Source organism: Streptomyces sp. NPDC091412 (assembly GCF_044756885.1).
Classification (GTDB): domain Bacteria; phylum Actinomycetota; class Actinomycetes; order Streptomycetales; family Streptomycetaceae; genus Streptomyces.
Genome location: NZ_JBIVTV010000010.1, coordinates 128,367 through 147,184, shown reverse-complemented (window position 1 = coordinate 147,184; position 18,818 = coordinate 128,367). Strand labels below are relative to the sequence as shown.

The following is an 18,818-nucleotide window of genomic DNA, read 5'->3' as shown; positions in this document are numbered from 1 at the left end:
CTTCGACGCGCTGAACCACGGACGGGGGACGGCCGGCCCGGACGGGCGGGCCGCTCAGCGCTTGGCGACGAAGACGTGGGAGGCGACCTCCGTGTCCAGCTCCGCCGCCTCGCCGCTGCTGCCGACCAGCACACCGCCCGCCGACTCCGTCACGCTGACCACCGAGCCGGGCTGCACGCCCGCGCGGCGGAGCGTGTACATCAGCTGCGCGTCCGTCTGGATCGGCTCGCCGATCCGGCGGACGACCACCGTCTTGCCGTCGGCCCCCGGGTCCAGGTCGGCCAGCGACACCATCCCCTCGTCCAGGAACGGGTCGGCGCCGTCCTTCTCGCCCAGCTCCTCCAGGCCCGGGATCGGGTTGCCGTACGGCGACTCGGTCGGGTGCCGCAGCAGCTCCAGCACCCTGCGCTCGACGGCCTCGCTCATCACGTGCTCCCAGCGGCAGGCCTCGGCGTGCACCTGCTCCCACTCCAGGCCGATCACGTCGACCAGCAGGCACTCGGCGAGCCGGTGCTTGCGCATCACGCGCGTGGCCAGCCGGCGGCCCTCGCCCGTGAGCTCCAGATGCCGGTCGCTGGCCACCGAGACAAGTCCGTCGCGCTCCATCCGCGCGACCGTCTGGCTCACCGTCGGCCCGCTCTGGTCCAGGCGCTCCGCGATCCGGGCGCGCATGGGGACGACGCCTTCCTCCTCCAGCTCGAGGATGGTGCGGAGATACATCTCCGTGGTGTCGATCAGTCCGGACATACGTGCCCCTCGATTACCTCGGCCGGAGGCCCGGCGGCTCCCCGGCGCGTGCGCTGGCCCTGGAGTCAATTCTGACGCATCCCACTGACAACCGGGCGGCCCGCGCGAAACGCAGACGACCCGCGAGCTGGGTCCCTCCGCCTCGGCGGAGGAGCCGGCCGGACGTACCGGCAGCTCGCGGGTCGGGTGACTGCTTGAAATTGGGCCGGCCGCACGTCTCTGTCACGCGCTGGTCCGGCACCGCACAGGGTGGGGTGACGGGCCGCTAGCCCGCAGCCACCTCACGCGTCCGGGTCTCACTCATCTACCGGATCACCTCCCTTCGTGTGTGCACAACACCTTAGGAAGCGGACCGGCGATACTCAACAGGTTTTTTCGCGGGACGCGCGTGCCGTCGCGGCAAGGCCGCCCCCGTGCGGTCAGGCGCGGCCGTCCCTCGCCAGGAGCGCCAGGTCCAGGCCCGCGGCGATGCGTGCGGCCACGTCCTCGGCGTAGGCCGCGTCGGCGCGCTCGAAGGGGGTGCGGCCGGAGCCGCGCAGGAAGGTCACGACGCCGAGGGTGCGGCCGCGGCTGCGCAGCACCGCGCATAGGGCGTGCACGGCGTCGCCCGGCCACTGCCGGGCCTCGGCCCACTCACGCGCCCGGTCGGCGGGTACGGCCCCGACGGAGGCCCGTACGGAGCCGATGCGGTCGACGCACTGGAGGGCGGGGTGTCCCGTGCCGTAGCGGACCGGCAGCCCGGCCTGCCCGGTCAGCAGGCTGGGCCCGGGGCCGCCGGAGGGGGTGGCCGCGACGCGGACCAACCGGACCGGGGCCGCCGTCTCGTGGTCGGCCGGGGCGGTGCCGCCCGCCACACGGTCGATCAGGGCGTGGTCGGCGAAACCGGCGAGGGCGAAGTCGAGGTGGACGGTGGCGGCCTCGGCCGGGTCCTCGCACTCGGCGGCGGCGTGGGCGGCCCGGTGCAGCTGGTTGGTGCGGAACCGCAGCAGCGCGGCCTCCTGCTCGCCCTGCTTGGCCTCGGTGACGTCGGCGAAGAGCCAGGCGACGCCGAGCGGTACCGGTTCCTCGGCGAGCGGGGAGGAGAGCCGGACGAATCCGCTGCGCCAGCAGCGCCGCCGGTCGCCCTCCGGGGTGCGTACGCCCACCCAGAACTCGGCGGGGGCGGGCGGGGCGCCCTCGGCCAGGACGTGGGTGAGCGCGCTCTCCAGTTCCTCCAGGCCCTGGGTGAGCAGTTCGCCGAGCGGCCGGCCCAGGGCGGCGGTGCGGCCGGTGCCGAGGGCCTGGGCGGCGTAGGCGTTGACGACGGCGGGCCGCAGGTCGGCGTCGACGAGGACGACCCCCCAGAAGGCGTCCTCGAACAGGGCCTCGCTGAGCGCGATGGAGCGCTCCAGGTCGATCTGCGCGTGCACCTCGCTGAAGGCGCAGTACAGGCCGGCGGGCTTGCCGTCGGGTCCGTGCACGGCCGCGGACTGGGTCCGCACCAGGACGCGGCCGCCGTCCTTGGTGAGCAGCGCGAACTCGTGCACCTGGCGTCCGGGGGCGTGCATGGCGGACATCAGCCGCCCCTCGACCTCCTCGGCGTCCGCGCTGCGCACGGCCCAGCCGGCGAAGCCGTGCCGCCCGACGGCCTCGGCGGCGGTCCAGCCCAGGATGCGCTCGGCCTCGCGGTTCCAGTGGGTGAGGACGCCGTCGGCGTCGAAGGCGCACAGGGCCGCGTCCATGCCGTCGAGGAGGGCGGCCAGCAGGTCGGAGCCGCCGTGGGTGTCAAAGCCTCGCGGACCGTCCCGCTCCGGCTCGGGCTCGTCCGGCCCCAGCTCGTCGGTGGTCCCACTACGCCGGGAAGCACTCACCTGGACCCCCTGCAGGCTGCGTCCGCACGTACGGCGCGTCGTTTCGCTCACTGCCCATCATTCAACTGGAACGTGACCCAGCACACACCGGGTTCCCAGAACATTGAAGGAATTGCCGTCCGGGGAAATTCCCGTGTGCCGGGATCGACGCCGTGGACGCGCGCGTGCGGTCCGGGCCGGCCGAAGGCCGGGTCGGGCCGGGCCAGCCCGATCGGTACACGGCGCGCAGTCCAGGTCAGGCGGGCCGGACCGATCCGTACACGGCGCGCAGTCCATGTCAGGCGGGCCGGACCGATCCGTACACGGCGCGCAGTCCAGGTCAGGCGGGCCGGACCGATCCGTACACGGCGCGCGGTCCAGGTCAGTGCCGGTAGAAGATCCGGTCGGCGTACCGGTCGAAGATCCGGCCGTTCCACTCGTGGCCGCCGTCGACGTTGCCGGAGCGCAGCAGCGGGGGTTCGATGCCCCGGTCGGCGAGGACGCCGGCGGTGGTGGCCATGACCGCCTGGAGGAGGGCGGAGGTGACGACGGTGGAGGCGGGGGCGAAGGGGGCCGCGACGGTGTCGAGGGTGAGTTCGGCGTCGCCGACCGCGATCTTGGAGTCGAGGACGATGTCGCAGTGGTCCTTCAGGAACGTCCCCGAGGCGTGCCGGGAGGTGGTCCCGGTCGCGTAGGCCACCGAGGTCACGCCGATGACCCGCACGCCGAGGGCGCGGGCGTGCGCGGCCATCTCCACGGGCAGGGCGTTGCGCCCGGACAGCGAGATGACGATCAGGGCGTCGCCGGAGCGGAGGGGGGAGCTGTCCAGGACCACGGTGGCGAGGCCGTCGACGCGTTCCAGGGCGGAGCCGAGGGTCGCGGGCACGACGTCCACGCCGACGGTGCCGGGAACGGCGAGCAGGTTCATCAGGGCCAGGCCGCCGGCGCGGTAGACGAGGTCCTGGGCGGCGAGGGAGGAGTGGCCGGCGCCGAAGGCGAACAGGCGGCCGCCGGCGGCCACGGTGTCGGCGAGGAGCGTCCCGGCGGCCGCGATCTGCTCGGCCTCCTCGTCCCGGACCCGCTGGAGCAGGCCGATGGCGGCGTCGAGGAACTGGCCGGCCGGCGTGCGGTCGCTCATGCGAGGTCCGTCCCTTCGGGGCGACTGTGTGTCGCGGATCACGGTGAGGTCTGGACCAGAGCCGTGTCAATACGGCGCCCGCGACCGGGGTGCGTCAGGGGCTCAGCCGCTCCACGCGCCAGCCGCCGTCCGGCTCGGCGACGTACCGCAGGCGGTCGTGCAGGCGGTTCTCGCGGCCCTGCCAGAACTCCACCGACCGCGGGGCGACCCGGAAGCCGCCCCAGTGCGGCGGTACGGGCACCTGCTCGCCCTCGGGGTAGCGGGCGGCCAGGTCGGCGTAGGAGGCGTCGAGTTCCGCGCGGCCGGCGATCACCGTGGACTGGGCACTGGCCCAGGCGCCGAGCTGGGAGCCGTGCGGGCGGGTGCGGAAGTAGGCGGCGGTCTCGTCGCGGCCGGTGCGGCGGGCCACGCCCTGGACGATGACCTGGCGGGCCATGGGGTGCCAGGGGAAGAGCAGGGAGACGTACGGATTCCCGGCGAGGTCGCGGCCCTTGCGGGAGTCGTAGTTGGTGTAGAAGACGAAACCCTGCTCGTCGAAGGACTTCAGCAGCACCGTGCGGGAGCTGGGCCGGCCGTTGGTGTCCGCGGTGGAGACGATCATGGCGTTGGGCTCGAACAGCCGGGCCTCGGTCGCGGCCTGCTGGAACCAGTGGGCGAACTGGGCGACGGGGGTGGCGGCCAGGTCGGCCTCGGTCAGCCCCTCGGCCCGGTAGTGCATGCGCATCGAGGCGAGGTCGAAGGGGGCGGTTTCACCGGCTTCTCGGTCGGTCACGCGGTCATCTTGCCGTATCCACCGGGCACGTTCGCGGGGTACCCTCGCCCTCCACCACGGCCCCGGTTGGCACTGAGTGCCGCTCCACTCCCCTTTTGTGGCACTCGGGGTTATGGTGCTGCTGTCGCTCCGATGGGGTGACAGCCGGCCGCACGGGGCATCACAGGGATGCCCACAGGGATGCCCGCCATGGACCGCGAGTCACGGGACGCGACCGTGGATCCGCCGGCGGACGGCCCGATTCCCCACGTCCCGCGCCTGATCGCCCTCCCAGTCGCCCCCTCGTCACAGCCGTCACACCTTCACAGTCGTCACACCGTCCCAGTAGCCCCAGTCGTCCCTGTCGCACCCTCTGTCGCACAGACCACAAGGAGCCGCCTGATGTCCGACTTCGTACCCGGTCTCGAAGGAGTCGTCGCGTTCGAGACGGAGATCGCCGAACCGGACAAGGAGGGCGGCGCCCTTCGGTACCGGGGTGTCGACATCGAGGAACTCGTCGGTCAGGTCTCCTTCGGCAATGTCTGGGGGCTGCTGGTCGACGGCGCCTTCGATCCGGGCCTGCCGCCCGCCGAGCCGTTCCCGATCCCCGTGCACTCCGGGGACATCCGCGTGGACGTCCAGTCGGCGCTGGCCATGCTCGCCCCGGTGTGGGGCCTGAAACCGCTGCTGGACATCGACGTGGAGCAGGCGCGCGACAATCTGGCGCGGGCCGCCGTCATGGCGCTGTCGTACGTCGCCCAGTCGGCGCGCGGGCAGGGCGTACCCATGGTGCCGCAGCGGGAGATCGACAAGGCCCGCTCCATCACCGAGCGGTTCATGATCCGCTGGCGGGGCGAGCCGGATCCCAAGCACGTGGCGGCCGTCGACGCGTACTGGACGTCCGCCGCCGAGCACGGCATGAACGCCTCCACGTTCACCGCCCGCGTCATCGCCTCCACCGGCGCCGACGTGGCGGCCGCCCTGTCGGGCGCGGTGGGCGCCATGTCCGGCCCGCTGCACGGCGGCGCGCCCTCCCGGGTCCTGGGCATGATCGAGGAGATCGAGCGGACCGGGGACGCGGAGGGCTACGTCAAGAACGCCCTGGACCGCGGTGAGCGGCTGATGGGGTTCGGCCACCGGGTGTACCGGGCCGAGGACCCACGCGCGCGCGTGCTGCGCCGTACCGCCCGGGAGCTCGGCGCCCCGCGGTACGAGGTCGCCGAGGCCCTGGAGAAGGCCGCCCTGGAGGAGCTGCACAGCCGCCGCCCGGACCGGGTGCTGGCCACGAACGTCGAGTTCTGGGCGGCGATCATGCTGGACTTCGCCCAGGTGCCGGCGCACATGTTCACGTCGATGTTCACGTGCGCGCGTACCGCGGGCTGGTCCGCGCACATCCTGGAGCAGAAGCGCACCGGCCGGCTGGTGCGCCCCTCCGCCCGTTACGTCGGTCCCGGTCCGCGCAGCCCGCGGGAGATCGCGGGCTACGACGGCATCGCGCGCTGACCGAGCGCTTCACCGCACCCGGTCGGCGCATCCGGCGTCACAACCGGCGTCACGCGGGGCTCAGCAGCTCCGCGTGATGCCGCTGGGCGACCAGCGGGTGGGCGCGCAGCTTGCCCTTGAGCTCGTTCAACCCGTACTCCGCGAACAGCGGGTTGCCCGGGTCGTCCGTGACGCCGGGCGCGGTGGGGGCGTACGGGAAGGGCAGCGGGGCGACGCGGGCGTCCAGGCGCGGGTTGTAGAAGAAGGGCACCGAGAACCGCTCGGTGGCACCGGGCGGGGAGACGACCCGGTGGTTGGTGGCCACGAGGTAGCCGTTGGTGGCGACCTCCAGCAGCTCTCCCAGGTTGACGACGAACGCGCCCTCGATCGGCGGCACGTCGTGGAAGAGCCCGTCCGCGCGCTGCACCTGGAGCCCGCCGATCCGGTCCTGGAGCAGCAGGGTGAGGAAGCCGTAGTCCTTGTGGGCGCCGACGCCCTGGTCGGTGCCGTCGCCGGCGCTGCCGGGGTAGCGGACGAGCTTGAGGTGCGGGTGGGCGTGCGCGCCGAAGACCGGGTCGTAGAAGTCGGCGGGCGCGCCGATGGCGGTGAGCAGTTCGTGCAGCAGCCTGCGGGCGACGGCGCCGAGCCGGTCGATCCAGGCGAGCGCGGCGGTGCGCAGCTCGGGCAGGGCGGCCGGCCACTGGTTGGGGCCCTGGAGCCACCAGTACGCGGGCTCGCCCGGCCCGGGGACGCGGGCCGGCCGCTCGGCGCCTATGTCGAGTTGGTCGCGCCAGTCCCGGGCGCCGCCGGTGAGCTCGTCCCCGGTGCGCGTGTAGCCGCGGAAGTGGGGCGAGTTGACGTTGTCCAGGGCGAGGCGGTCGGCCTCGGGGAGCCGGAAGAAGGCGTGCATCGCGTCGAGCAGCGCGTCGGTCTCGGCCCGGGTGACGCCGTGCCCGACGAGCTGGAAGAAGCCCACGTCGTGGGCGGCGCCGTGCAACTGCCCGTGCAGCAGCGCCCGTTCACGCGGGCCGCGGTCGGCCGCGGCGAGGTCGATGATGGGGAGCTGGTCGTACGACGGGGTCGTCGCCGTGTTCGTCATGGGTCACGTCCGCAGGGTGTACGGGTCCCGGGCCGCAGCCATGGGTGGGCGCGCGGCGCGGGTGCCGGATGAGAGGAACCGGGTGAGAGGTGCGGGCGATCGGGTCGCCGCGGAAAGGGCCGGGGTCAGGCGGAGCGCCGACAGCCCATGCTCGTGACGCGCACGTAGTCCACGTGGCGGCGTCGCACGAGCAGCAGAAGCATGCGCACAGGGTACTGCGGGGCGGGCGATACGGGTGTGGTCCGGTTCACGCGGTCGCCGGGCCGCGGCCCAGTGCCTCCTCCAGCAGGGCCGCCCACTGGGCCACCACGCGTTCGCGGCGGGCGGTGTCGTCGGTGAGGAGGTTGGCGAGGCCGAGACCGCGGGCCATGTCGAGGAAGCCCTGGACGGTTTCGCGGGTGCCGGGGCGGGCCTCGTCCGCGCCCAGCAGCTCGACCGCTATGCGGTGCGTCTCGCGGCCCACATGGGCCTCCAACTCGGTGACGCGGGGGCGCAGTTGGTCCTCGTTGGAGGCGGCCACCCACAGATGGAGCGCGGCCCGGAAGAGTGGCCCGGTGAAGAGGTCGACGAGGGCGCCGACCACGGCTCGCCGGTCGCCGGCCGCGCCCTCGGGGAACAGGGCGCGCAGGGCGGTGGAGCGTTCCTCGGCCACGTACTCGACGGCGGCGGTGAACAGGTCCTCGCGGGTGGGGAAGTGGTGCTGGGCGGCGCCGCGGGAGACACCGGCGCGTTCGGCGACCACCGAGACCGTGGACCCGGCCCAGCCGTGTTCGGCGAGGCAGGCCACGGCGGCCTGGAGGAGCCGCTGCCGGGTGGCCCGGCTGCGGTCCTGCTTGGGGGCGCGTTCCGCGCGGTCGTGTGTGGTCACACCGCCCATTCCGGATCCCGTCGTTCGAGGAAGGCCGTCATGCCCTCGCGCGCCTGCGCGGAGGAGAACAGCCGGGCCGAGAGCGCGGTCAGGCCGGCCGCGTCCCGGTCGAAGGCTTCCAGCACCCTAGCCGTGAGCAGCCGTTTCGTCTCGGCCAGAGCCTGGGGGGAGGAGCGGCGCAGACCGTCGAGGATCGGCTCCAGTACGGCGTCGGCGTCGTCCCCGGCCGCCGTCACCAGCCCGGCCCGGACCGCCTCGGCCGCGTCGAACCGTTCCCCGGTGAGGCAGTGGCGGGCCAGCGCGCGCGGGTCGGCTCGGGGCAGCAGCGGCAGCGAGATGACCGCGGGGGCCACCCCGATGCGCACCTCGGTGAACGCGAAGGTGGCCCGGTGCGAGGCGACGGCGATGTCGCAGGCCGCGAGCAGACCGAGGCCGCCCGCGCGGACGTGTCCGGTGACGCGGGCGACGACCGGCTTGGGCAGTTCGACGATCTGCCGCAGCAGGGCGACCAGCGCGTCGGGCCGGGGAGGGTCGCGCAGGTCGGCGCCCGCGCTGAAGGTGTTGCCGGTGTGGGTGAGGACGACGGCGCGCACGGCGGCGTCCTCGGCGCAGTCGGCGAGAGCGGCGGCGAGTTCCCCGACGAGCGCCGCCGACAGGGCGTTGCGGTTGCCCGGCGAGTCGAGGCTGAGGGCTTCGACTGCACGCGCGCGCGTGCGTGCGATCGTCGTCACGGCCGCTCCCCCGCTTCCCGCGGCTGGTCGGGCCCCTGGTCCCGCAGCCGCCGCCGCAGGATCTTCCCGGAGGCGGCGCGGGGCACCGCGTCGAGGAAGGTGACGTGCCGGACGCGCTTGTAGGGGGCGACGCGTTCGGCGACGTACAGCATCACCTCCGCTTCCGACGGGCCGTCGGCGGACGGGCGGCGCACCACGTACGCGTGCGGTGTCTCGTTGCCGTCGGCGTCGTGCACACCGATGACGGCGGCGTCGGCTATGCCCGGGTGGGTGAGCAGCAGGGCCTCCAGCTCGGCGGGCGCCACCTGGAAGCCCTTGTACTTGATCAGTTCCTTGACCCGGTCGACGACGAACAGCCAGCCGTCGCCGTCCACGTACCCGACGTCGCCGGTGTGCAGCCAGCCGTCGGGGTCGATCATCGCGGCGGTGGCGTCGGGCCGGTCCAGGTAGCCCTTCATCACCTGGGGCCCGCGGATCAGGATCTCGCCCGGCTCGCCGATGCCGAGGTCCTTGTCCGGGTCGGCGAGGGAGACGACGCGCATCTCGGTGCCGGCGATGAGCCGGCCGACCGTGCCGGGGGGCGCGTCGTGCATGGCGTCCAGGGGGACGACGTGGGTGCCCGGGGACAGTTCGGTCATGCCGTAGGCCTGGCCCACCGGTGGCAGGCCGAGCCGACGGGAGCAGGCCGCCGCCAGCCGGGCGTCGAGCGGGGCCGCCGCGCTGACGACGTACTTCAGCGACGACAGGTCGTAGCCCGCCACGGCCGGGTGCTTGGCGAGGGCGAGCACGATCGGCGGGGCCACGTACAGGCCGGTGATGCGGTGGTCCTGGATGGCCGCGAGGAAGGTCTCCAGCTCGAAGCGGGGCAGCACGACGACGGTGGCGCCCTGGCGCAGGGGCGCGTTCATCAGGGCGGTGAGCCCGTAGATGTGGAAGAAGGGCAGCACGGCGAGGATCCGGTCGCCGGGCCCGGCCGTGATCGCCGGTTCGAGCTGGGCGAGGTTGGTGGCGATCTGCCGGTGGGTGAGCATCACGCCCTTGGGGGTGCCGGTCGTCCCCGACGAGTACGGCAGCGCCGCGACGTCCTCGGCCGGGTCGATGTCCACGGCCGGTTCGGGAGCGGCGCCCGCGAGCATGCCGGGGAGCGAACGGTGCCCGGGGGCGCTGTCGCAGACGAATATCTCCTCCACCCCGCCCGCCAGTTCGGCCGCCCGCCGGGCCGCCGCGAGCAGCGGTGAGACGGTGACGATCCAGCGGGCCGCCGAGTCCTTCAGCTGCTTGGCGAACTCCTCCGGCGTGGCGAGCGGGTGGGAGGTGGTGACCGAGGCACCCGCGCGCGTGGCGGCGTAGAAGGCCACGGGGAACAGGACCGTGTTCGGGCTGTGCAGGGCGAGGACGTCGCCCTTGCGCACGCCGGCCTCGGCGAACGCGGCGGCGACCCGCCGGTGGAAGCGGTCCACCTGGTCGTACGTGAGCGTGGTGCCGTCCGTGCCGTCGATCAGCGCGGGGGCCCCGCCGAACCGGGCGGCTCGGCCCAGGACGGCCTCGTGGATGGGCAGTTCTACGGCCGGGACGTCTGCGTACTCGCTGCGGAACACGGTTCCTCCTCGCACACGGCGGGCGGGTCAGTACGACTTGGGCAGGCCCAGGGTCTGGTGGGAGACGTAGTTGAGAATCATCTCCCGGCTCACCGGGGCGATACGAGCCACGCGCGCGGCCGTTATCAGCGAGGCGAGCCCGAACTCGCGCGTGAGGCCGTTGCCGCCGAGGGTGTGCACGGCCTGGTCGACGGCCCGCACACAGGCCTCACCGGCGGCGTACTTGGCCATGTTGGCGGCCTCTCCCGCGCCCACGTCGTCGCCCGCGTCGTACAGGTGGGCCGCCTTCCCCGTCATCAGGCGGGCGAGTTCCAGGTCGATGTGGGCCTGGGCGAGCGGGTGGGCGATGGCCTGGTGGGAGCCGATGGGGGCCTTCCAGACGGTGCGCTCGCGCGCGTACTCCACGGCCCGGGCGAGCGCGTGACGCCCCATACCGATCGCGAAGGCGGCCGTCATGATGCGCTCGGGGTTGAGTCCGGCGAACAGTTGCAGCAGGCCCGCGTCCTCTCCCCCACTGCCGGGAGCGTGGGAGGCGCTGCCGCCGACGAGCGCGTCGGCGGGCAGCCGCACATCGTCCATGACCAGCTCGAACTGCTTCTCGGCGGCGGCGAGTTCCATGTCGATGGGATGCCGCTGGAAGCCGTCCGCGTCCGGCGGGACGATGAACAGGCAGGGCTTGAGGCGGCCGGTGCGCGCGTCCTCGGTGCGGCCGACGACCAGGACGGCGTCGGCGATGTCGACACCGGAGATGAACACCTTGCGGCCGGTGAGCACCCAGTCGCCGCCGTCGCGGCGGGCGGTGGTGGTGATGCGGTGGGAGTTGGAGCCGGCGTCGGGTTCGGTGATGCCGAAGGCCATGGTGCGGGTGCCGTTCGCCAGCGAGGGCAGCCACGCCCGCTTCTGCTCCTCCGTGCCGAACCGGGCGATGACGGTGCCGCAGATGGCGGGCGAGACGACCATCATCAGCAAGGGGCAGCCGGCCGCACCCAACTCCTCCAGCACGATGGACAGTTCGGTGATGCCACCGCCTCCCCCGCCGTACGCCTCCGGCAGGTTGACGCCGAGGTAGCCGAGTCGGCCCGCCTCGGACCAGAGTTCGGTGGGGTGGCGTCCCTCGGCGACGGTCCGGGTGAGGTAGTCGCGGCCGTAGCGTTTGCCGAGGGCCGCCACGGCGGCTCGCAGGTCCCTGTGTTCTTCGGATTCGGTGACGGGGGTCATTGTCGTCTCCCGGGTGCGAGTGATGTGTGGTTGCTCGCGCTCACGCGGCGGGGCCGCACGTCGATGCCGCCCCGCGCCCCTGGGTTGCCTGCACCACCGCCAGCAGCGTGCCGGGCTCGACCTGTTGTCCGGGGGTCGCGTGCAGGGCCGTGAGGGTGCCCGTGGCCGGGGCCTCGATCCTGTGCTCCATCTTCATCGCCTCCAGCCACAGCAGCGGCTGTCCGGCCCGTACGGCGGCGCCCACGGCCAGTCCGTCGGCGACGCGCACGACGGTGCCGGGCATGGGCGCCAGCAGTGAGCCGGGGAGACCCTGGGCGACGGGATCGGGGAAGCGGGGCAGGGCGGTGAGCGCGGTCGGTCCGGCGTACACCCGCTCGCCGTACCGGGCGATCTCGTACCGGCGCCGGATGCCGCCGGCTTCGAGGACGACCAGGCACGCGTCCGCGTGCACCACCCGCACCCCTACGGCGTCGGCGGCCAGACCCGCGCGGGTGTGCCGGTAGCGCACCTCGTGCTCCTCGCCCGCCATCAGGTACCGCTTGACCTGCGGCTGCGAGGGCACGTTGCGCCAGCCGCCGAAGCGGGAGCGGCCGTGCGCGTCGGCGAGCGCGGCGGCCAGGGGCGCGTACGGGTCGGGGGCGGGCGCGGTCAGTTCGGCGAGATGGCGGTCGTAGAAGCCGGTGTCCATACGGCCGCGTCCGAACTCCTCGTGCCGCAGGGACCGCACGAGCAGGTCGCGGTTGGTGACCGGGCCGTGGACGGCGGCCCGCTCCAGCGCGCCGGCGAGCTTGCGCAGCGCCTCCGCGCGCGTGGGGGCGTGGGCGACGGCCTTGGCGAGCAGCGGGTCGTAGTGGACGCCGATCGTGTCCCCGTCGCCGTAGCCGGTGTCCAGGCGGACGCCGGGGACGGACAGTCGGTGCAGGGTGCCGGTCTGCGGGGCCCAGTCGCGGGCCGGGTCCTCGGCGTACAGGCGGGCCTCGACCGCGTGCCCGCGCGCGGGGGGCGGTTCGGCGTCCAGGGCGTGGCCCTCGGCGACACGGATCTGCAGGGCGACCAGGTCCACGCCGAACACGGCCTCCGTGACCGGGTGTTCCACCTGGAGGCGCGTGTTCATCTCCAGGAAGTGCGCCCTGCCGTCGGCCACCAGGAACTCGACGGTCCCCGCGCCGGTGTAGTCGACGGCCCGCGCGGCCCGTACGGCCAGCTCGTGCAACTCCCGCTCGGTGTCCGCGGGAAGCCCGGGCGCCGGGGCCTCCTCGACGACCTTCTGGTGGCGCCGCTGGAGGGAGCAGTCACGCGTGCCCAGCGTCCACACGGTGCCGTGGGTGTCGGCGAGGACCTGCACCTCCACGTGCCGCCCGCCCGCCTCGCCCCCGAGGTACGGCTCGACGAACACCTCGCCGTCACCGAAGGCGCTCAGCGCCTCCGCGCGCGCGGCCGCCAGTTCGGCGTCCAGGTCCCCGAGCCGCCGTACGATCCTCATCCCGCGCCCGCCGCCGCCCGCGGCGGCCTTCACGAGGACCGGCAGATCGGCCTCGGTGACCTCACGCAGGGGCCGCACGCTCATCAGCTCCTTGGCGCGGGTCTTGGACGCCATCGCCTCGACGGCCCGCGGGGACGGCCCGATCCAGACCAGGCCCGCGTCCAGGACGGCCCGCGCGAAGCCGGCGTTCTCGGCGAGGAAGCCGTAGCCCGGGTGCACGGCGTCCGCGCCGGCCGCCACCGCCGCCTTCACGATCAGGTCGCCGCGCAGATACGTCTCGGCGGGCGTCACGCCCGGCAGGCGCACCGCAGTGTCGGCCACGCGCGTGTGGAGGGCGTTCTCATCGGCGTCCGAGTGCACGGCGACCGTCCGGATGCCCAGCTCGGCGCAGGTGCGGAAGACACGGCAGGCGATCTCGCCCCGGTTGGCGACGAGCAGAGAAGAAATCAAGGGATCCCTCACATCCGGAAGACGCCGAAGCCGCCGCGCGCGCCCTCGAAGGGCGCGGTGTGGACGGCCGACAGGCACAGGCCGAGGACGGTGCGGGTGTCGCGCGGGTCGATGACGCCGTCGTCGTACAGCCGCCCGGACAGGAACACCGGCAGCGACTCGGACTCGATCTGCCGCTCCACCATCGTCCGCAGCGCGGCGTCCGCCTCCTCGTCGTACGGCTGCCCCTTGGCGGCCGCCGACTGCCGGGCCACGATCGACAGCACGCCCGCGAGCTGCTGCGGCCCCATGACGGCGGACTTGGCGCTGGGCCAGGCGAACAGGAAGCGGGGGTCGTAGGCCCGTCCGCACATGCCGTAGTGCCCGGCGCCGTAGGACGCCCCCATGAGGACGGACAGGTGCGGGACGCGCGAGTTGGACACCGCGTTGATCATCATCGCGCCGTGCTTGACGATGCCGCCCTGCTCGTACTCCCGGCCGACCATGTAGCCGGTGGTGTTGTGCAGGAACAGCAGCGGTACGTCCCGCTGGTTGGCGAGCTGGATGAACTGGGCCGCCTTCTGCGACTCCTCGCTGAACAGCACGCCCTGGGCGTTGGCGAGGACGCCGACGGGGTAGCCGTGCAGGGTGGCCCAGCCGGTGGCCAGGCTCGTCCCGTACAGCGGCTTGAACTCGTCGAAGTCGGAGGCGTCGACGATCCGGGCGATGACCTCGCGCGGGTCGAAGGGGATCCGCAGATCGCCGGGAACGATGCCCAGAAGCTCCTCCGCGTCGTACTCGGGTGGCGCCGCGGCGGGCGGATCGGGGTACGCCTTGCGGTGGTTGAGCCGGGCGACGACCCGGCGGGCCTGGCGGAGGGCGTCCGGCTCGTCGAGGGCGAAGTGGTCGGCGAGACCGGACACACGCGCGTGCATCTCGGCGCCGCCCAGGGACTCGTCGTCGCTCTCCTCGCCGGTGGCCATCTTCACCAGCGGCGGGCCGCCGAGGAACACCTTGGCCCGTTCCTTGACCATGATCACGTGGTCGGACAGGCCGGGGATGTACGCGCCCCCGGCGGTCGAGTTGCCGAACACGACGGCGACGGTCGGGATGCCGGCCGCCGACAGCCGGGTCAGGTCCCGGAAGACGGCGCCTCCGGGGATGAAGATCTCCTTCTGGGACGGCAGATCGGCGCCCCCGGACTCGACGAGGCTGACGCAGGGCAGCCGGTTGGCGAGCGCGATGTCGTTGGCCCGCAGCGCCTTCCTCAGGCTCCACGGATTGCTGGCGCCGCCGCGCACGGTCGGGTCGTTGGCGGTGATCACGCATTCCACGCCCTCGACGACCCCGATCCCGGTGACCAGCGAGGCGCCCACGGTGTAGTCGCTGCCCCACCCGGCCAGCGGCGACAGCTCCAGGAACGGCGTGTCGGGGTCGAGCAGCAGCTCGATCCGTTCACGGGCGAGCAGTTTGCCGCGCCGCCGGTGCCGCTCGACGTACTTTGTGCCGCCGCCCGCGAGCGCCTTGGCGTGCTCGGCGTCGAGTGCGGCGAGCTTGCCGAGCATGGTCTCGCGGTGGGCCCTGTACTCGGCGGAGCCGGTGTCCAGGGCGGAGGAAAGGACCGTCACAGCAGGGCCTCCGGTATGTCCAGGTGGCGGGAACGCAGCCATTCGCCCAGTGCCTTGGCCTGCGGGTCGAAGCGGTGCTGGGCGGCGGCGCCCTCGCCGAGGATCCCGCGGACGACGAAGTTGAGGGCGCGCAGATCGGGCAGTGCGTGCCGTTCCACGGCCAGCGTCCGGCTCTCCGGGACCAACTGCCGGAACGTCTCGGTCGTCAGCGCGTGCGCGAGCCACCGCCAGCCCTGTTCCGAGCGCGCCCACACGCCGACGTTGGCGTCGCCGCCCTTGTCCCCGCTGCGCGCCCCGGCGACGAGTCCGAGCGGGGCCCGCCGCATGGGACCGTCCGGGAGGGGGTCCGGCAGCGGCGGCCGCTCCACGTCCTCAAGGGCGTGCGTCTCCTCGGGCGGTGGCACGGCGACACGGCGGCCGTCGTGGAGGACGGCCACCTGCTCGACGGCGTCCTGGGGGACGTACACGGCCTCGAAGACGCCGTAGGGCGCGCCCTTCCCGGGAGGCGCCGGCATGTGGAAGCCGGGGTATCCGGCGAGCGCCAGCTCCACGGCGGACCCGCTGAACACCCGCCCCACCGCCCGCGGGTCCCGGTCCCGTACGACCAGCCGGAGCAGGGCGCTCGCCGTCTCCTCGGTACCGGCGTCGGCCCGGTCGGTCCGCACCAGGTCCCAGCGCACCTCGCCGGGAGGTGACCCGGCGGACCCGAGCGCGTCCCGCATCTGCTGCCGCACCAGCTCGGCCTTGCGCTCGATGTCGAGTCCGGTGAGGACGAAGGTGACCTCGTTGCGGAAGCCGCCGAGGCGGTTGAGACCCACCTTGAGGGCGGGCGGCGGAGCCTCCCCGCGCACGCCCTCGACGCGCACCCGGTCGGGTCCGTCCTGACCGAGCCGTACGGTGTCCAGCCGCGTGGTGACATCGGGCCCGGCGTACCGGGCGCCGCCCGTCTCGTACAGCAGTTGGGCCGTCACCGTGCCGACGTCCACCACCCCGCCGCTGCCGGGATGCTTGGTGATCACGCAGCTGCCGTCCTCGTGGATCTCGGCGAGCGGGAAACCGGGGTGGCGCAGCCGGTCGAGGGCGTGGTCGGCGAAGAAGGCGTAGTTGCCGCCGGTGGCCTGGGCGCCGCACTCCAGCACGTGCCCGGCGACGACGGCGCCCGCCAGCCGGTCGTACTCCTCCGGCCGCCAGCCGAAGTGGGCGGCGGCGGGCCCGGTGACCAGGGCGGCGTCCGTGACCCGCCCGGTGACCACGACGTCGGCGCCCGCGCGCAGGCAGGCGGCGATCCCGAAGCCGCCGAGGTAGACGTGGGCGGCGAGGGGGGCGCCTCCCTCGGGGGCGGAGCCGAGAACCCGGGGGAGGTCGGCGGTGAGGTCGTCGCCCTCGACATGGGCGACGCGCAGTGGGATCCCGAGCCGCTCGGCCAGTTCCCGCACCCGGTCGGCGAGCCCGGCCGGATTGAGCCCGCCCGCGTTGGTCACGATCTTCACCGACCGCTCGTGGGCGAGTCCGAGGCACTCCTCCAGCTGCCGCAGAAAGCTGCGGGCGTAGCCGGCTGCCGGGTCCTTGAGCCGGTCCCGGGCCAGGATCAGCATGGTCAGCTCGGCGAGGTAGTCGCCGGTGAGGACGTCCAGTTCACCGCCGGTGAGCATCTCGCGCATGGCGTCGAACCGGTCGCCGTAGAAACCGGAGGCGTTGCCGATGCGCAGGATCATCCGGCCGCCCCCTGGGGTGCCCGGCCGGCGCCGGGCGGGCCGGCGAAGGCCTGGGCGATGTCCAGCCAGCGGTCGGCGTCCGGACCCTCGGCGCGTACCGCGAGGTCGGCGCGGTGGGCGCGCTGGGTGACGAGGAGGCAGAAGTCGAGGGCGGGCCCGGTGACACGCTGCCCGGCGTCCTCGGGACCGTACGTCCACAGCTCCCCGGAGGGACCACGGACCTCCACCCGGAACTCCTCCTCGGGCACGGGCAGCCCCCGCACCCCGAAGGCGAAGTTCCGCGCCCGCACCCCGATGCGCACCACATGCTTGAGCCGGTCGGTCGGTGTGCGCACCACACCGAGCGCATCGGCCACGTCCTGCCCGTGCGCCCAGGTCTCCATCAGCCGCCCGGTCGCCATGGAGGCGGCCGACATGGGCGGCCCGTACCAGGGGAAACGGGAGCCGGGCGACGCAGCTCGCAACGCCCGGTCGAGCGCGGCCCGCCTCTCCCGCCAGCGTTCCAGCAGCATGCCGGGGGCCAGCCGCGCGCCTTCCGCGGCCCCCTCGTCCACGAACGAACCGGGTGCGGCCAGCGCCCGGTCCACGAGTTCCCGGAAGGCGGCGGAGTCGGTGACGGCGAGGAGGGCGGACCGGTCGGTCCAGGCGAGATGGGCGATCTGATGCGCGATGCTCCATCCGGGCGCCGGCGTCGGGCGCCCCCAGTCCCCGGGGCCCAGCCCGGCGACACGCCGATCCAGTTCGTCACTCTCGGCACGCAGATCGTCGAACACCAGCGTCGGGTCGGACATGCGTGGAGCATGGCAGCGACCCCTGAAACAAACAAGCATGCTTGCATGAATTCATGGTCCCGCCGTGCGGCGCCGACAACCCGCACCGGTCAGGGGTGCGCCTCCGGAAGCGGCGCCTTGCTCCGCGCCACCTGGGTCCGCACCGCCCCCATGCTCGCCGCGATGACCAGGACGATCGCCACGGTCTGGAGGGCGGTGAGGGACTGGCCGAGGATGAGGAAGCCGGCCGTGGCGGCGAGGGCCGGCTCCAGGCTCATGAGGACGGCGAAGGTGGAGGCGGGCAGCCGCCGCAGGGCGAGCAGTTCGAGGGTGTACGGCAGGACGGAGGAGAGCACCGCCACCCCCGCGCCCAGGGCGAATGTCGTCGGGACGACGAGCTTCGACCCGGACTCGGCGATCCCCAGCGGCAGGAACAGCAGCGCGCCGACCGCCATCGCCAGGGCCAGCCCGTCGGCCTGCGGGAAGCGCCGGCCGGTACGGGCGCTGAAGACGATGTACGCCGCCCACATCACGCCCGCGCTCAGCGCGAAGCCGACACCGGCGGGGTCGAGGCTGTCGAAACTCCCGCCGCCGAGCAGGAAGACACCGGCCAGGGCCAGGGCGGCCCACACGAAGTTGATCGCGCGGCGCGAGGCCAGCACCGACAGGGCGAGCGGGCCGAGCACTTCGAGGGTGACGGCGGGGCCGAGCGGGATGCGGGCGGCCGCCTGGTAGAAGAGGCCGTTCATCCCGGCCATCGCGATGCCGAAGACGACGACCGTGCCCCAGTCGGCGCGCGAGTGCCCGCGCAGCCGGGGCCGGCAGACCAGCAGCAGCACGATCGCGGCCACCAGCAGCCGCAGGGTCACCACGCCGAGCGCGCCCGCCCGCGGCATCAGCGTCACGGCCACCGCGGCGCCGAACTGCACCGAGATGCCCCCGGCCAGGACCAGCCCGACCGGGCCGAGCGAGCCGAAACGGCCCGGGGATCCGGGCGGGGGCGCGGTGGCCGGCGCGGAGGCGACCGGAGACGGTGAGGAAGGGGTGGCGGCGCTGGGCGTGGTCACGGGGCGGTCCAGTTACGGGGCTAGGGGTTTGTTCATCGCGATGTACTGATGGGTCCAGGGTAGTGGACGCGGTCAGGGGCGTGAACCCGTACACCACTGTCCACGGTGCCCCGCCCGTCCCCACGGTTCACTCGCCGCGTACCCCCAGGCCCGCGGGGACACCGCACGCCCTCCGGCCCCCGGTCACGCGTCCCGGTGTCCCTCCAGCCCTCGGCGGCCTCACGGTCACGAGCCGCCGCGCCCCTCCAGCCCTCGGCGGCCCCAC

Annotated in this window: 15 protein-coding genes; 1 reads left to right on the top strand and 14 read right to left on the bottom strand. The window is 73.7% G+C overall.

Annotated elements, in window-relative coordinates; all coding sequences use genetic code 11:
• Positions 1-54: 54 nt before the first annotated feature.
• The 4 genes from ACIQMV_RS24040 to pdxH all read right to left on the bottom strand — a co-directional run bounded on the left by ACIQMV_RS24040 (position 55) and on the right by pdxH (position 4,486).
• Positions 55-747, bottom strand: coding sequence for a metal-dependent transcriptional regulator (locus tag ACIQMV_RS24040; RefSeq protein ID WP_141360210.1), 693 nt, complete (start codon positions 745-747; stop codon positions 55-57).
• Between the two features lie 419 nt (positions 748-1,166).
• Positions 1,167-2,597, bottom strand: coding sequence for a PAS domain-containing protein (locus ACIQMV_RS24035; protein ID WP_402595388.1), 1,431 nt, complete (start codon positions 2,595-2,597; stop codon positions 1,167-1,169).
• 361 nt (positions 2,598-2,958) lie between these two features.
• A complete protein-coding gene (locus tag ACIQMV_RS24030) occupies positions 2,959-3,714 on the bottom strand; it encodes an SIS domain-containing protein (protein WP_402595386.1) in 756 nt (251 codons plus the stop codon).
• 94 nt (positions 3,715-3,808) lie between these two features.
• On the bottom strand, positions 3,809-4,486 hold the full coding sequence (gene pdxH, locus ACIQMV_RS24025; RefSeq protein WP_402595384.1) for a pyridoxamine 5'-phosphate oxidase: 678 nt from the start codon (positions 4,484-4,486) through the stop codon (positions 3,809-3,811).
• Positions 4,487-4,867: 381 nt separating this feature from the next.
• Between pdxH and ACIQMV_RS24020 the strand changes: the two genes are divergently transcribed.
• A complete protein-coding gene (locus ACIQMV_RS24020) occupies positions 4,868-5,968 on the top strand; it encodes a citrate synthase 2 (protein ID WP_141360206.1) in 1,101 nt (366 codons plus the stop codon).
• A 49-nt stretch (positions 5,969-6,017) separates the two neighbouring features.
• Here the strand turns inward: ACIQMV_RS24020 and ACIQMV_RS24015 are convergent, their stop codons facing one another.
• From ACIQMV_RS24015 to ACIQMV_RS23970, 10 genes are all read right to left on the bottom strand, one after another.
• Complete coding sequence (locus ACIQMV_RS24015) at positions 6,018-7,046, bottom strand: isopenicillin N synthase family dioxygenase (protein WP_402595382.1); 1,029 nt, start codon at positions 7,044-7,046, stop codon at positions 6,018-6,020.
• A gap of 247 nt (positions 7,047-7,293) precedes the next feature.
• Positions 7,294-7,923, bottom strand: a complete 630-nt coding sequence (locus tag ACIQMV_RS24010) for a TetR/AcrR family transcriptional regulator (RefSeq protein ID WP_398226090.1) — start codon at positions 7,921-7,923, stop codon at positions 7,294-7,296.
• Complete coding sequence (locus ACIQMV_RS24005; protein WP_141360203.1) at positions 7,911-8,645, bottom strand: enoyl-CoA hydratase family protein; 735 nt, start codon at positions 8,643-8,645, stop codon at positions 7,911-7,913. The genes ACIQMV_RS24010 and ACIQMV_RS24005 overlap by 13 nt, the downstream gene beginning before the upstream one ends.
• Complete coding sequence (locus ACIQMV_RS24000) at positions 8,642-10,243, bottom strand: 4-coumarate--CoA ligase family protein (protein WP_402595379.1); 1,602 nt, start codon at positions 10,241-10,243, stop codon at positions 8,642-8,644. Before ACIQMV_RS24000 ends, ACIQMV_RS24005 begins: the two co-directional genes overlap by 4 nt.
• Positions 10,244-10,270: 27 nt before the next feature.
• Positions 10,271-11,461 (bottom strand): acyl-CoA dehydrogenase family protein, encoded by a 1,191-nt coding sequence (locus ACIQMV_RS23995; protein WP_402595377.1) that lies wholly within the window; start codon positions 11,459-11,461, stop codon positions 10,271-10,273.
• Positions 11,462-11,501: 40 nt separating this feature from the next.
• Positions 11,502-13,394, bottom strand: coding sequence for an acetyl/propionyl/methylcrotonyl-CoA carboxylase subunit alpha (locus ACIQMV_RS23990; RefSeq protein WP_402595375.1), 1,893 nt, complete (start codon positions 13,392-13,394; stop codon positions 11,502-11,504).
• 8 nt (positions 13,395-13,402) lie between these two features.
• Positions 13,403-15,001 (bottom strand): acyl-CoA carboxylase subunit beta, encoded by a 1,599-nt coding sequence (locus tag ACIQMV_RS23985; RefSeq protein ID WP_402595373.1) that lies wholly within the window; start codon positions 14,999-15,001, stop codon positions 13,403-13,405.
• A complete protein-coding gene (locus tag ACIQMV_RS23980; protein WP_402595371.1) occupies positions 14,998-16,716 on the bottom strand; it encodes an acyclic terpene utilization AtuA family protein in 1,719 nt (572 codons plus the stop codon). Before ACIQMV_RS23980 ends, ACIQMV_RS23985 begins: the two co-directional genes overlap by 4 nt.
• Complete coding sequence (locus tag ACIQMV_RS23975; RefSeq protein WP_402595369.1) at positions 16,713-17,507, bottom strand: TIGR03084 family metal-binding protein; 795 nt, start codon at positions 17,505-17,507, stop codon at positions 16,713-16,715. The genes ACIQMV_RS23980 and ACIQMV_RS23975 overlap by 4 nt, the downstream gene beginning before the upstream one ends.
• Positions 17,508-17,596: 89 nt before the next feature.
• Positions 17,597-18,553, bottom strand: coding sequence for an EamA family transporter (locus ACIQMV_RS23970; protein WP_402595368.1), 957 nt, complete (start codon positions 18,551-18,553; stop codon positions 17,597-17,599).
• Between the last annotated feature and the right edge of the window lie 265 nt (positions 18,554-18,818).

Coding starts and splice junctions, on each gene's coding strand:
- ACIQMV_RS23995 (WP_402595377.1), bottom strand. CDS start 11,461: ATGACCCCCGTCACCGAATCCGAAGAACACAGGGACCTGCGAGCCGCC.
- ACIQMV_RS23975 (WP_402595369.1), bottom strand. CDS start 17,507: ATGTCCGACCCGACGCTGGTGTTCGACGATCTGCGTGCCGAGAGTGAC.
- ACIQMV_RS23980 (WP_402595371.1), bottom strand. CDS start 16,716: ATGATCCTGCGCATCGGCAACGCCTCCGGTTTCTACGGCGACCGGTTC.
- ACIQMV_RS24015 (WP_402595382.1), bottom strand. CDS start 7,046: ATGACGAACACGGCGACGACCCCGTCGTACGACCAGCTCCCCATCATC.
- ACIQMV_RS24040 (WP_141360210.1), bottom strand. CDS start 747: ATGTCCGGACTGATCGACACCACGGAGATGTATCTCCGCACCATCCTC.
- ACIQMV_RS24020 (WP_141360206.1), top strand. CDS start 4,868: ATGTCCGACTTCGTACCCGGTCTCGAAGGAGTCGTCGCGTTCGAGACG.
- ACIQMV_RS24030 (WP_402595386.1), bottom strand. CDS start 3,714: ATGAGCGACCGCACGCCGGCCGGCCAGTTCCTCGACGCCGCCATCGGC.
- ACIQMV_RS24010 (WP_398226090.1), bottom strand. CDS start 7,923: ATGGGCGGTGTGACCACACACGACCGCGCGGAACGCGCCCCCAAGCAG.